Below are 13,366 nucleotides of genomic sequence, written 5' to 3' on the forward strand. Positions count from 1 at the left end.
CCGGTGCCGGCGCGGGATTGGCCAACATCTCGGCCTTTTCCATGCTCAGCTTGGACTCGGCATCCGCGGTGGACAGTTGCCGGGTGTCGCTGGCTGCTGTCATTGTGTTGGACTCTGATGCCTGGCCGGCTGCACCCAGCCCGACCAGAAGGGCGCAGGCCGTGCCGATCACGGCGGCGCGCTGTCCCAGCGACGGAATTCGCTTGTGAAGTTTGTGCGCCCCGCGCTGCGGGCGTGTTTGTACCTTGAATTCAGACATGATGGATCGCCTCTCACACCTGCGGAGTTAGCTGTCGGGTTCGGATGAGGGCATCCGGCCACACGGAACATCACGTGCTGGCTTCACCCCAAGGGCAAATAAAAAAGCCCGGGACTCTGGGTCCCCCGCCTCTGCCTGGTCTGAGCGGAATCCGGGAAGCGGCAGAGCTTGGCGTCATCCGGATATGTGGCCCGAACGGGAACCACACCATATCGACGGTACAGGAGCTCACCGCTTAAGTCACATTTTGGTAACGAGCATCACGACGACGGCGTGTTGCCTTGTGCGGATTGCAAATCGTCATCTGCGTGATTGGATGGTCGTGGTTGGCTTCCGTTTTGTGATGTCCGGCGCGCGCAGACCGTACCTTTTCTACCCGGCCAGGGCGTATACCGTGGTGCCGCCGATGGTCTGCGACGGGAAGTTGGCCGCCACCCACTCGGCTATCAGGGCTGGCGCGTCCGAACCGGTGCCGGAGGGCATATTCCCGCCGGCAATAAAGTAATGGATCCTACCCTGCGTCACCAGGTCCTGGAATTGGGCAACGGTGGGGGAGGGGTCCGTTCCGTTGAAACCGCCCACGGCCATGACCGGCAATTCCGTGGCCAGCTGGTAACCCGCAGCGTTGTTGGAACCCACGACGGCGGCCGCCCACGTGTAGCCGGAAGCGCCACTTTTCAATGCGGCAACAAGTTCAGGAGACGGTGTGGTTGCTCCGAGGAGTCCGCCCATCCCGCCGGCCTGCCGGTTACCGCCGGCGGTGCTGCCCTGTGACCCCGGCCGCTGGAAGCCCTGGGACGTGCTGCCCTGTCCGGTATTACCCTGTCCGGTGCCACCCTGCGCGGTATTACCGTCGCCGGTGCTGCCCTGTCCGGTATTACCCTGTCCGGGGCCGAAACCGTTGCGGGTCCCGCCCGGGCCGCCGATGCCGCCGGCCGCAGCGCCGCCCGGACGGAAACCGCCGGTGGTCGTCGCCGGTCCGGCACTGACGATCGCTCCGCTATGGGCCACGGCCGCCGTGGACAGCGAGAAGGCCAGCGGTCCGGCGAGGGAGGCAGCGACGGCGAGGACCGCCGTCGTGCGCTGCACAAAACCGATCCTCAGGTACCTGCCGAACAGCACCCCCGCGGCGCCGGCAAGCCCGCCAGCCAGAACCAGCCAGCGGAGCCACGGACCGTATGCGGAGGTGGTACCCAACAGGGCGAAGGCCATGAATGCCGCCGCTGCCACGGCGGCGGAGAGCAGCAAAGCCGCGACAGCCTGCCGCCGGTGCTGCCAGAGAAGGACACTGCCCAGCCCGGCCAGCCCGGCGATGCCGGGCGCCAGCGCCACCGCGTAGTACGGGTGGATGATGCCCGCCATGAAACTGAACACCAGCCCGGTCACCAGCACCCACGAGCCCCACACCATAACCGAGGCGCGGACGGCGTCCGTGCGCGGTGCGTGCCGGCCCACCCACAACAGGCCCGCGGCTAGGAGCAGGGCGGAGGGCAGCAGCCACGCAATCTGGCCGCCGAATTCGCTGTTGAACATCCGCAGCAGGCCGGGCACGCCCCACCCGTTGCCGCCGCCCACGCTCCCGGTTTCGTCGCCGGTCAGGCGGCCCAAACCGTTGTAGCCGAGCGTGAGCTCAAGGATCGAGTTGTTCTGCGAACCGCCGATATAGGGCCGCAGGTCCGCGGGCGTCAGCTCCACCGCGAGGAGCCACCAGCCGGCCGCGACCAGCATGGCTCCGCCCGCCGCCGCCAGGTGGAGCAGACGCCGGCCGAATCCTCGCGGCGCCGCCACAGCGTAGGCCACCGCAAAACCGGGCAGCACCAGGAGTACCTGAAGCTGCTTGGCCAGAAAGCCGAAGCCCAGGAACACACCGGCCAGCATCAGCCAGCGCAGCCTGCCGTCCTGGACGGACCGTAGCGTGGCGTATCCGGAGGCCGTCATGAGCAGGACCAGCAGGGCGTCGGGATTGTTGAACCGGAACATCAGCGTGGCCACCGGCGTGACGGCCAGGACCACTGCCGCCAGCAGGCCGGCCCGGTGCGCCAGCCGGGAATCACCGGTGGCCGGCGCCGCCGCACGTCGCACCGCGAGATACAGCAGCCAGGCCGTGGCTACCCCCATGATCGCTTCAGGGACCAGGATGCTCCATGAGCTTAGGCCGAAGAGGCGGACCGACAGGCCCATGATCCACAGCGAGGCCGGAGGCTTGTCAACCGTGATGGAATTGGCGGCGTCTGAGGAACCGAAGAACCAGGCGGTCCAGTCCTGCGATCCGGCTTGGGCCGCCGCGGAATAGAACGCATTGGCCCAGCCGGAGGCTCCGAGGTTCCAGAGGTACAGCACCGCCGTGGCCACCAAAACCACCGCCAACTCCACATGCTCCCGGAGACGTCGGGGGCGGGCGGCGTTCAGGCCCGTTGCCTCCTGGCGCTCGCCGGCGGCCTGGTGGGAAAAGTGGATGGCCATGGCGTACTACTTCGTCAGCGCGTACACGGTTGAGTTGCCCACGGTCTGGGCCTGGAAGTTGGCCTGCACCCACGCAGCCACCTCGGAGTTGCCGCCGCGGCCGCCTATGGCCCCGCCGCCCATGCCACCGCCGCCCATTCCGCCGCCTGCGATGAAGTAGCCGATCTGTCCCTTGGACACCAAGTCCTGGAACTGCGCGAGCGTCGGGTACGGATCGCCGCCGTTCCAGCCGCCGAGGGCAATGACGCTGGTGTTGGTTGCGAGTTCCAGGCTGGCCGCTTGGGTGGCGCCGGAGACGATCGCCGACCACTTGGTGGTGGTGGCGGAGAGCAACGCCGTCACTGCGGAGTCCGCCGAACCTTCCCCGCCGGGACCGGCTGCACCGCCAGGGCCACCAGCCCCGCCGGAACCTGCCGCAGCGCCGGGGTCAGTGCGGCCAGGACCTGCCGCTGCACCGTCGGTGGCAGCTCCGGTGCCGCTCCGGTCACCCCGGAAAGCACCGTCCGGGAAACCGGCGGCCCGGTTCCCGAAGCCGCCCGCCGAGGAGCCCGCGGGGCCCGACGTCGGGATGGAGCCCGAGTGCGCGGCGGCAGCAGTCGCCAGCGTCCAGGCACCGGTGCCTGCGCCTCCCGCAAGGAGGGACACAACGACGACGGCGGCGGCACCCGCGTGCCGGAACCTGCCTGCGGTGCCAAGGGAGTCGAGCCGAAGGACAATCGCCGCAGCGGCCAGGACGCCGAGGACAACCGTCACGATGCCCAGCCAAGGGAGCCAGGACGCATCGCGGCCCAGCAGCACCATGGACCAGATGGAGCTGCCAAGGATGACCCCAGCCAGGACGATCCGGGCCGGCCAGTAGGCGCGGCCACGCCACAGCTCCGCGGACCCGATGCCCACCAGGGCCGCGATTGCCGGCGCCAGTGCCACGGCGTAGTAGGGATGGACGATGCCGCTCATGAAACTGAAGACGCCGGCGGTGACCAGGAGCCAGCCGCCCCACAGAATCAGTGCAGCCCGCGTACGGGACGTGCGGACTTCCCTGCGGGTGAACCACAGGCCTGCTGCCAGCAGGACCAGCGCCGCCGGCAACAGCCAGGAAACTTCGCCGCCGAAGCTGGTGCCGAACATGCGCAGCAAGCCGGCGGCCCCGCCGAACCCGCCGTTTCCGCCGCCAAAGCCGCCTGCAACACCGCCCGCCCCGGGGGCATCGGCGACGCCGCCCGGCATTCCCTCTCCGGAGCCGGTGATGCGGGACAAGCCGTTATAGCCGAAGGTCAGTTCCAGGAAACTGTTGGTGGTTGAGCCTGCCATATAGGGCCGCGCGGACGCAGGCGTCAGCTGGAACAGCGCCACATAGCTGCCGGCCACTACAACGATGCCGCCCAGCGCGCCGAGCAGGTGCAAGAGCCGCCGGCCCAAAGTGGTGGGCGCCGCCCACAGATAGGCCACACCCAGGGCAGGGACAATGAGGAATCCCTGCAGCATCTTGGTGAGAAAGGCAAGACCCACCACTGCGCCGGCGGCCACGAGCCACTTCCAGCCCGCCCGCTCAATGGCCCGCGTGGTGAAGTACGCGGCGAGGACCAGGCAAAGGGTGAGCATGGCGTCCGGGTTGTTGAACTTGAACATCAGCGCCGCCACGGGCGTCAGCGCCAGAGCGCCGCCCGCCAGCAGGCCGGCCCCCGGTCCGGAGATGCGCTTGACCGTCAGATACAGGATGCCGACGGCGGCCACCCCCATGAGTGCCTCGGGGACCAGCATGCTCAGCGACGAGAAGCCGAAGATTCTGCCCGCGAGTGCAGGGATCCACAGTGCGGCCGGGGGTTTGTCCACCGTAATGGCGTTACCGGCGTCGAGGGAACCGAAGAGGAACGCCGTCCAGTCTTTCGTTCCGGCCTGGATGGCCGCGGCGTAGAAGGAGTTGCCGTATCCGGTGGCCGCGAGGTTCCACAGGTACAGGACGGCCGTGGCCACCAGGAGGCCCGCCGCCGAAGGCCGGACCCAGCGCGGCTGGCTCCCGAAGGCGTACCGGGTCCACCGGCTTTGGGGACCCGCGGCGCCGGGAACGGAACTGCCGGAAGGGGCATGCCCGGATTGTGCATGCCCGGGAGAGGCATGCCCGGAGTGCACCTGTCCGGAAAGTGCAGCGGTGTCCTGCCCTGAAGGGGCATTCGGCGGCGCAACCGCGGCCGAGCCAGCGTCTGTAGGCGTGAAGGTGGAAGTCATGATGCTGCCGTTTCTTTCGAAGTGGACGGGGCCGCGGCTGCTGGAACCGCGGGCTGCGCTGCAGGCCCGGGCGCACCGTTTGCAGGCGCCCCGGGCGAAGGGGTCGATGCGGGAGACGCAGGCGCTGCCGGGCCGCGGAAAACCCAGAGCCGGAACAGCAGGAACCTGATGGCGGTAGCGGCGAGGTTCGCACCCACCACGGTGAGGACTTCCACCCAACGGTCGGGCGTCGTCGTACTGTGCACCAGCGCGAGGGCACCGGAGGTGAGCAGCAGGCCGATGCCGAAGACGATCAGTCCCTCGAAATGGTGCCGCACCGGATTGCCGCCCTGGATGCCGAAGGTGAAACGCCGGTTCGCGGCCGTGTTGGCCACTGCGGTGATGAGCAGGGCCACAAAGTTGGCCAGCTGGGGGTCCATGAATCCGCGGCCGAACAGGAAGATGGCCAGATAGGCAAGGGTGGACGCTGCGCCGATGAATCCGAACCTCACCAGCTGGCCAAAGAGGCTGCCCACCCGCGTCTGCTCGACAGCCCGGGAAGATGCGGGCAGCGGACCGCGGGCGAGGGCGGCGCGTAGTTCCGGCACTGGGATCCGGCCGGAGACCAGGTCCCGGGTCAGGCGGGCCATGCCGCGCATGTCGGCCACGGCGGTGCGCACCACATCGACGCTCGAATCCGGATCGTCGATCCAGTCAACCGGGACCTCATGGACGCGCAGGCCGCAGCGTTCGGCGAGGACCAGGAGCTCCGTATCGAAGAACCACGAGTTGTCCAGGGTGTAGGGCAGGATCCGCTGTGCCACGTCGGCCCGGATGGCTTTGAAGCCGCACTGCGCGTCACTGAACTTCGCACCCATGAACGAGTGGAGCATGAGGTTGTAGCTGCGCGAGATGATTTCCCGCTTTGGCCCCCGGACAACCCTCGAATTGCGGGTCAGCCGCGTCCCGATCGCGAGGTCGGAATGCCCCGAGATCAGCGGAGCGAGGAGGGGCGCCAGCGCGGCGAGATCGGTGGACAAGTCCACGTCCATGTAGGCGAGGACCGGCGACGGCGACGCCAGCCACACTTTCCGCAGCGCATTGCCGCGTCCCTTTTCGCCGAGGTGGACCACCACGAGTTCCGGAAGCTCCCTGGCCAGGCGTTCGGCGATCTTCAGGGTTCCGTCCGTGCTGGCGTTGTCCGCCACTGTAATACGGAAGTTGTGCGGGAAGGACTGCTGAAGGTGGGTGTGGAGCCGGTGGAGGCACTCCGCCAGGTCACGCTCTTCGTTGAAGACGGGGATGGTGACATCGAGGACCGGGACGGCGGTGCGCGTGTCCACGGCGGCGCGCCGTCCGGCGGGCCGCGGGGATGGCAGCCCCTGCAGCGCCACTGCGGCGTCCGGCAGTGTTCCTGAAGTGGAGTCGGTGAGCGTCATAAATCAACAGTGACGCCGGCTCATTTGAGGGCTTTAGGCGCAACCTGTGACGTGCCTGTGTAAGTCGCCTGGGGCTAGTCCGCGGGGTTTATCACCCGCCGCCTGGACTCAGGCCGCCGGATTCAGGCTGCGGCAACCTTGGATCCGGGCAACCGGATGGCGAACTCCGTCCGGCCCGGCCGTGAGGTCAGTTCAACACTCCCGCCGTGGGCCTCGACTATTGACTCCACGATGGAGAGACCCAGCCCGGACGAGCCCTCCGAGCCGGAGCGGGCGGCGTCCGCGCGGGCGAACCGCGAGAAGATCCTGCCCTGGAACTCGGCCGGTATGCCCGGGCCGTCATCGGTGACTGTGACCACGATGCTGCCATCGGCTGAGCGCATCACGCCCGCGGCCACCGTGGTGCCGGCCGGTGTGTGTTTGCGTGCGTTGGAGAGCAGGTTGGCCAAGACCTGGTGGAGCTGGGTGTTGTCGCCCCGGACGGTGATGGGTTCGGCAGGGAGCTTCAGCTGCCAGACGTGGTCCGGGGCCATCACTTTTTCGTCGCTGACGGTCTCAACCACCAGTTGGGTAAGGTCCACATCGGTGGTCTCGGGAGCCCTGCCTTCGTCCAGCCGGGCCAGCAGCAGCAGGTCCTCCACCAGTGTGGTCATGCGCTCGGACTGGCTCTGGACCCGCCCCAGCGATTTGCGGCCGTCCTCGGTGAACGTCTCCGTCATCCGCAAAAGCTCTGTGTAGCCGCGGATGGCTGTCAGCGGGGTGCGCAGCTCGTGGGATGCGTCAGCCACGAACTGGCGCACCTTCGTCTCGCTGCGTTGGCGCGCTTCCAGCGCGCTGGAGACGTTATCCAGCATGAGGTTCAGTGCGTGTCCAACGCTGCCCACCTCCGTGCTGGGATGGGCGGCCGACGGCGGCACCCGGACTGCGAGGGCCACCTCACCGGCGTCGAGTGGCAGCTTGGAAACCTTCGTGGCGACGTCGGAAAGCTTCTCCAGCGGGCGCATGGTGCGGCGGATCAGCGCTGTCCCCGCGAGTCCGATCACGAGAAGCCCGCCCAGCGATACCAGCACCATCGTCAGCACCAGCGAGGCTTCGGTGCTTTGTTTTGTCGCCAGCGGCAGGCCGGTGATGACGACGTCGCCGAAGGGGGTCGAGGTGGCCAGCAGCCGATAGTCTCCGTTGGAGAGCTCCCGGTCCACCGGGCCGCCGGTGTGGGGCAGCGCCTGCAGGACGGCGACGTCATGGGACGTCAACGGCGTGCGGGTCGCGTCCGATGACAGGAAACCTGCTTCTTTGCTGACCTGCCCGCTCACGACCCGTGCGTTGAGGGTTCCCACACTCTGCCCGCGGGCATCGAGCGGGTCGGGACGCCCCGACGGGTTGCCTTCCGGTGGGCGGCCGCGGGACGCCAGCATCAGCTGCGCGTCCAGCTGGTTGGTCAGCACCACGTCCATGGACGCGTAGCTGACCACGCCGATGGCGCCGGAGATGGCCACCAGCAGGGCCATTGAAAGCAGAATAAGGCGCGTGCGAAGGTGCCAGGTGGAGGGGTTCAGCCAGTATCGGCCGGATTGCCGGGGAACACCGGAAAGAGCGGACATGCGGTCCCCGGCTAATCGGCAGGCTTGATGACGTAGCCGGCGCCGCGCACGGTGTGGATCATCGGCGGGTGGTTGGCCTCGATCTTCTTGCGCAGGTAGGAGATGTACAGCTCCACGATGTTGGCCTGCCCGCCGAAATCGTAGTCCCACACCTGGTCCAGGATCTGGGCTTTGCTGACCACGCGCCGGGGGTTCTCCATCAGGTAGCGCAAGAGTTCAAACTGCGTTGCCGTCAGCTGGATCCCGTCGCCGGCCCGGGTGACTTCCCGGGTGTCCACGTTCAGGGTCAGGTCGCCCACCACCAGTTCCGCGGTGTCCATGGCGGCCACACCGGAGCGCTGCACCAGGCGGTGCAGGCGCAGCAGGACCTCCTCCATGCTGAAAGGTTTGGTGACGTAGTCGTCGCCGCCGGCGGCCAGCCCGACGATCCGGTCCTGGACATCGTCCTTGGCGGTGAGGAAAAGCGCCGGTACCTCCGGCGCAAAGGCGCGGATTCTGCCCAGCAGCTCCACGCCGTCGAACCCCGGCAGCATCACATCCAGCACCAGGACGTCCGGGTGGAAGTCTTTGGCGGCCTTGACGGCAGCCGGGCCGTCCGCGGCGATGGCCACTGACCAGCCGGCCATGCGCAGGCCCATGCTCATGAGCTCGGACAGGCTGGGTTCGTCGTCCACCACGAGGGCACGGATCGGCGAGCCGTCCGGGTGCGTGAGCTGCGGAAGGTTGTTGGTCATGGAGTGCGGGGATGCCATGGGACAACTCTCTGATCTGCCGGTGTGTCGGTGCTTTGCGGTTCCTGTGTGCGTGCTGTGAGTTCCAGCGTAGCCACCTGCCCGGAGTGGCGGTACGCAGCGGGCGCCGTAACCGGCCCATGTCACCGGTCCAGGTCACAGGTCCAACTCACAGGTCCAGGTCACAGGCAGGTTGGCCCTGCCGCACAGCAGGAGCACAGCAAAGCGGCGGACGCTGGTCGGACAATCGCAACCAGCAACATCAACTTCCTTTGGAGACAAGCCATGGATCAGCAGAATAACCGGCCCGTCCCCGTCCCCGGTGCCGCGGCCGGCGACGGACAGCCACAGCGACGGGAGGAGGACGGCCACAGCCAGCCTGCCCCGGTCTGGGAAGGCACCCCCGCCGCGGTCTCGGAGGGGACGCCTGCCGCCAGGTGGGAAGGAACGCCGGAGGAGACCGCGCCCCACGCGGGGACTCCGGGCTGGGACGGCCAGCCTGTTGCGCCGCAAAACCAGCCGGGCCAAGGTTGGGGTGCTCCGGAACCGTCCGCTCCTGCCCAGTCCGCTCCGTCCCAGTCTGCGCCGGCCTGGGGCACGACGCCGGAAGCTCGCCAGGGCGGGAACATCGGGACCGGTTGGGGCGCGCCCCGGCAGTCCGCGCCGCAGGCTCCCTCGGGAACCCGAGGAAACAGGACCTGGACAGCCAGGAAGGGCGTCGTTGTCGGAGGCGTGGCGGTGGTTGTTGCTGCCGCAGCAGGCGCCGGCGCCTATGCGGCCGGGAACAGTTCGAGCGCGGCAGCAGCTGCCGACGGCCAGGGCGCGGCCGGCAGCCAGGGCGCTGCGGGCAGCCCAGGTGCCGGCCAGGGCCAGTTTGGTCCGGGTAGCCAGAACGGCATGACCGGTCCCGGAGGTGCCGCCGGGGGAATGGACGGCGGCCCCGGCGGTCTGGGCATGGGAATGGGCGGCCTCACGGCCGCCATCCATTCGGAGTACGTCATCCTCCAGGGCTCCAACTACGTCTCCATGGCAGGCCAGACGGGAACCGTCACCAGCGTCTCGGGGAGTTCCCTGACCGTCAAAAGCGACGACGGCTTCACCCGTACCTACGCTGTCGGCGCCAGCGTCCAGGTGTCGGCGGGAATGCGGCAGCGCGGGAACGCGGCTGGCAGCACCCTCAGCCTCTCTGACGTCGCCGCCGGCGCCAGCGTCCGCGTGACGGCCGTGAAGGATGTCGATACCTACACGGCTGAATCCATCCAGCTGGCCACGTCCGGCACATCCACCACCCCGAATTCGGGAACCAGCCCGAACTCCGGCACGTCCACCACGCCCAACTCCACCACCCCGAATTCGGAAACTACCACGAACTAGGGCCGGCGGGACCTTCCCGCCGGCCGGGAGGGCGAAGCGGCGCTCCGAATGGTGCCGGCGTGCCGGAAATCCTGTCGGGGATTGGACAAGAGCGGCTCGCGATGCTGCGATTTTACGTCAAGCGCGTGAAGTTTCGATGGATTCTAAGAAGGAACCCATCATCGAATTAAATTCGTCCATGAGCGGCTTGTAGGCCGCCGGGCGCAAATTTGGATAATTAGAAGCCTGCTTGCCGAATTGTGATACGACGCACATTATTGTCCATTCGTCTCACGATGCGGACAAGCAGCCCCTTTGTTACTTGCAAGTTTTCATTGTTACGTTGCACACTTTGAATTGTGAACAAGAACTCAACAGCAACTGCAGCCGCAGAATATTGGCCCAGCACATCCGCTGCTGCCGACATGCGCTGTTGTCGAATGCACGCCTGACCTTCAAACCCACGAAGTTCTTAGGCATTCGCCTCCCCAGTCCAGAGACGGGCGCCCATCCAGATTTTTATTGCGGGCAACCAAGCATTCGAGCCGCAATGACGGCCATTCACATTTGAGGTAAGCATTCATGTCAGTTGCATCCGGATACGTCCACATCTCCGTCCGTAACGCAGGTAAGCCCAGCCAGGCTTCCGGGCTCCGGCAAGGTTTTGGTACCCGCCAGGCGTTCGCACCGGGCGCTGCCGGAACCAGTTTCCCCGCTCCCGGGTACGTGCCCCAGGGCTACAACCCCAACTCCTACGGCCAGCTCCGCGCCGTGCAGCCCAACGACGCTGCGCCGCTCACCGCGCCGACGCCGGTTGTAGCAGGGAACAACGCGGCCCGCCCCACCGCGAACGACAACGTCGCCCGGGGGTTTGTTCTCTACATGGGCATCGACGAGGAGACCGCGGCGGCTGCCGGCACCTCCATCGCCAAGCTGGCCCAGGAAATCCGGGCCTACGCGCAGTCCCTCGTGACCGGTGCTGAAAGCTACGCTGCAGTGGCCATGGCCCCGGCCGGCACCCCCGGTTCCGCGCTCGACGTCGTCCGTTCCACCTTCGGCGACCCCACCGTCAATGCCCAGAAGCGCACTGAAACTGCACGGCTGCAGCAGGCCGCGGAGCCCCGCCCCTCCGGCGTCCTCATCGACCTGGCCCGCCGCGAAGTCCACCTCGACGGCGAATCCCTGAACCTGACCTTCAAGGAATTCGAACTCCTCAACTACCTCGTCGAGAACGGCACCCGCACCGTCGGCCGCGATGAACTGCTCGAAGGCCTGTGGCGCAACGCCGAGGAAGTACCCAACGAGCGCACCATCGACGTCCACATCCGCCGGCTCCGCTCCAAGCTCGGCCGCCTGGCCAACACCGTGCGCACCGTCCGCGGCCAGGGATACCGCTTCTACGAGCACCCCGAAGTAGTGGTCTGGGCCGCTCCGGAATACTCGATCTAGCCTTCTGCCACGCGCGAAAGCGGCATCTCGCCGTGCCTTAGACACCTCCTTCGTTCCTCAGTCGGCGATGCGGCACTACGCGAGATGCATCTTTCGCGCGTAAGGGCCAGTGAGCATTGGTCTCCGCGGCTGTTGGTTGGGGACGACGGCGGCGGGCTGGGTTCTGCTGGCGTTAGGCTTGGGGCATGAGTGACCACCACATCAAACGCCTGGTGATCATGCGCCATGCCAAGGCTGACTGGCCCGGCGGCGTCGCGGACCATGAGCGGCCGTTGGAGGAGCGCGGGCACCGCGAGGCGCCGCTGGCCGGGAAATGGCTGGTTAAGCACAGCATCTTCCCGGACTTCATCCTCTGCTCCAGCGCCCTGCGCACCCGGCAGACCTGCACATGGGTGTGCGCCGAGCTGGGGGATAAGGCCCCGACGCCGAAACTTGAGGACGGTCTCTACGCCGCCTCCGCGCTGCGCATGCTCACCGTGGTCAACCATGTGCCGGACACCGTCACCACGCTGATGCTCATCTCGCACATGCCCGGAGTCCAGGACCTTGCCATGCACCTGGCGTCACGGGACTCGAACCACGATGCCTACATGGACGCCGCCACACGCTACCCCACCAGCGCCCTCACGGTGCTGGAAACGGAAAAAACCTGGGCCGAACTCGACGGCCAGGACGCCCGGATCACCAAATTCAAGGTTCCCCGCGCGCACTAACGCACGGCAGTCTGTCAGAGTTGAACGGTGAACCTTAGACACTCCCTTCTGGCCCTGCTGGTCGCCGTCCTCTGGGGCGTTAACTTCGTCGCCATCGACCTGGGCCTGCACCCGGACGGCGAGGACGTCCCGCCGCTGCTGTTCGTCGCCATGCGGTTTGTCCTGGTGGTCTTTCCCCTGATCTTTTTCGTCCGGAAGCCGGACGTGGGCTGGGAGACGATCGCCGGCGTCGGACTCTTTATGAGCGCCGGCCAGTTCGGCCTCCTGTACCTGGCCATGGCGCTGGGCATGCCGGCCGGACTGGCCTCGCTGGTGCTCCAGGCGCAGGTGCTGCTGACGGTGCTCCTAGCGGCCGGGTTCCTGAAGGAGCGGCCCAGCCGCAGCCAGCTGTTCGGGGTTGGCCTGGGCGTCGCCGGGCTGGGAGTGGTGGCCGCGGGCCGCAGCGCCGTGGCGCCCCTGCTGCCGCTGATCATTGTGCTGGGCGCAGCGCTGTCCTGGGCCGCAGGCAACGTGATCGTCCGCCGGGCCAAGGCGGCGTCGGGGCTGGGACTGGTGGTCTGGTCCGGCGCTGTTGTTCCGCTGCCACTCGCCGGGCTTTCGCTCCTGGTGGATGGACCCGATGCGGTGCTCGGCACGCTGGCCCACCTGCAGCCGGTCACCATCGCCAGCGCACTGTACACGGCGATCTTCGGATCAATGGTGGGGTATGGAATCTGGAACCGGCTGCTGGCCCGCTACCCGTCGTCGGCCGTTGTTCCCTTCACTCTTCTGGTCCCCGTGGTGGGAATGAGCGCTGCGTGGCTCATTCTGGCCGAGGTCCCGACGCCGGCGGAACTGGCCGGCGGCGCACTGCTCCTGGGCGGGGTGGCGACGGCGGTGCTCACCGGAGGAGGCAGGCCGCGTCAGCGCCGGGACGTCGTTTTTGCGCCGGACTTGGGTGCCGCCGGGGGCACGGGTTTGGGGTCCGGCTTACGTGCCGGGGAAGCGGACGACGGCGGCCGCTTGGCTGCCGCCGCCGGCAACCTGGCCGGCGCACGGGAGCCGGAGGCACGCTGAGCGCTTGCCCCGGGGCTGCGGACAGCCGTGTTCCGGGTTGCGGGCCTGCGCCCGGCCGGCGTGGCCCGCGCCGAAGGGCCGCCCATTGAGGGCGTGC

At 67.6% G+C, this 13,366-nt stretch carries 9 protein-coding genes, 1 pseudogene and 1 riboswitch; of the genes and pseudogenes, 4 read left to right on the plus strand and 6 right to left on the minus strand.

Translation table 11 applies throughout. The features are described from left to right. From NQJ30_RS11275 to NQJ30_RS11300, 6 genes and pseudogenes are all read right to left on the minus strand, one after another. Window positions 1-259, minus strand: a pseudogene (locus NQJ30_RS11275) (hypothetical protein); the annotation flags it as partial. Between the two features lie 5 nt (window positions 260-264). Then, window positions 265-416, minus strand: a riboswitch (cyclic di-AMP (ydaO/yuaA leader). A gap of 215 nt (window positions 417-631) precedes the next feature. Continuing rightward, window positions 632-2,722, minus strand: coding sequence for an ArnT family glycosyltransferase (locus NQJ30_RS11280; RefSeq protein WP_255770017.1), 2,091 nt, complete (start codon window positions 2,720-2,722; stop codon window positions 632-634). A gap of 6 nt (window positions 2,723-2,728) precedes the next feature. Then, complete coding sequence (locus NQJ30_RS11285) at window positions 2,729-4,948, minus strand: glycosyltransferase family 39 protein (protein WP_255770018.1); 2,220 nt, start codon at window positions 4,946-4,948, stop codon at window positions 2,729-2,731. Further along, window positions 4,945-6,366, minus strand: coding sequence for a bifunctional glycosyltransferase family 2/GtrA family protein (locus NQJ30_RS11290; RefSeq protein ID WP_255770019.1), 1,422 nt, complete (start codon window positions 6,364-6,366; stop codon window positions 4,945-4,947). Before NQJ30_RS11290 ends, NQJ30_RS11285 begins: the two co-directional genes overlap by 4 nt. A 122-nt stretch (window positions 6,367-6,488) precedes the next feature. Next, entirely contained in the window at window positions 6,489-7,967 is a 1,479-nt protein-coding gene (locus tag NQJ30_RS11295) for a sensor histidine kinase (RefSeq protein ID WP_255770020.1), read from the minus strand. Between the two features lie 11 nt (window positions 7,968-7,978). Next, window positions 7,979-8,719: a response regulator transcription factor gene (locus tag NQJ30_RS11300; protein WP_255770021.1), complete on the minus strand. Its 741-nt coding sequence runs from the start codon at window positions 8,717-8,719 to the stop codon at window positions 7,979-7,981. A gap of 264 nt (window positions 8,720-8,983) precedes the next feature. Between NQJ30_RS11300 and NQJ30_RS11305 the strand changes: the two genes are divergently transcribed. From NQJ30_RS11305 to NQJ30_RS11320, 4 genes are all read left to right on the plus strand, one after another. Further along, entirely contained in the window at window positions 8,984-10,072 is a 1,089-nt protein-coding gene (locus NQJ30_RS11305) for a hypothetical protein (protein ID WP_255770084.1), read from the plus strand. Between the two features lie 561 nt (window positions 10,073-10,633). Further along, window positions 10,634-11,500 carry a winged helix-turn-helix domain-containing protein gene (locus NQJ30_RS11310; RefSeq protein ID WP_255770022.1) on the plus strand — a complete coding sequence of 289 codons (867 nt, stop codon included), beginning with the start codon at window positions 10,634-10,636 and terminating at the stop codon, window positions 11,498-11,500. Window positions 11,501-11,685: 185 nt separating this feature from the next. Next, window positions 11,686-12,213 (plus strand): SixA phosphatase family protein, encoded by a 528-nt coding sequence (locus NQJ30_RS11315; RefSeq protein ID WP_255770023.1) that lies wholly within the window; start codon window positions 11,686-11,688, stop codon window positions 12,211-12,213. Window positions 12,214-12,240: 27 nt separating this feature from the next. Then, entirely contained in the window at window positions 12,241-13,269 is a 1,029-nt protein-coding gene (locus tag NQJ30_RS11320; RefSeq protein WP_255770024.1) for an EamA family transporter, read from the plus strand. The last annotated feature ends 97 nt before the right edge of the window (window positions 13,270-13,366 follow it).

The sequence above is a fragment of the Pseudarthrobacter sulfonivorans genome (assembly GCF_024391045.1).
In the GTDB taxonomy this organism is placed as follows: Bacteria; Actinomycetota; Actinomycetes; order Actinomycetales; family Micrococcaceae; genus Arthrobacter; species Arthrobacter sulfonivorans_B.

Bases quoted from the DNA above. Each gene is read 5' to 3' on its own strand.
- NQJ30_RS11305 (WP_255770084.1), top strand. From the start codon at position 8,984: ATGGATCAGCAGAATAACCGGCCCGTCCCCGTCCCCGGTGCCGCGGCC.
- NQJ30_RS11310 (WP_255770022.1), top strand. From the start codon at position 10,634: ATGTCAGTTGCATCCGGATACGTCCACATCTCCGTCCGTAACGCAGGT.
- NQJ30_RS11285 (WP_255770018.1), bottom strand. From the start codon at position 4,948: ATGACTTCCACCTTCACGCCTACAGACGCTGGCTCGGCCGCGGTTGCG.
- NQJ30_RS11295 (WP_255770020.1), bottom strand. From the start codon at position 7,967: ATGTCCGCTCTTTCCGGTGTTCCCCGGCAATCCGGCCGATACTGGCTG.
- NQJ30_RS11290 (WP_255770019.1), bottom strand. From the start codon at position 6,366: ATGACGCTCACCGACTCCACTTCAGGAACACTGCCGGACGCCGCAGTG.
- NQJ30_RS11300 (WP_255770021.1), bottom strand. From the start codon at position 8,719: ATGGCATCCCCGCACTCCATGACCAACAACCTTCCGCAGCTCACGCAC.
- NQJ30_RS11280 (WP_255770017.1), bottom strand. From the start codon at position 2,722: ATGGCCATCCACTTTTCCCACCAGGCCGCCGGCGAGCGCCAGGAGGCA.
- NQJ30_RS11315 (WP_255770023.1), top strand. From the start codon at position 11,686: ATGAGTGACCACCACATCAAACGCCTGGTGATCATGCGCCATGCCAAG.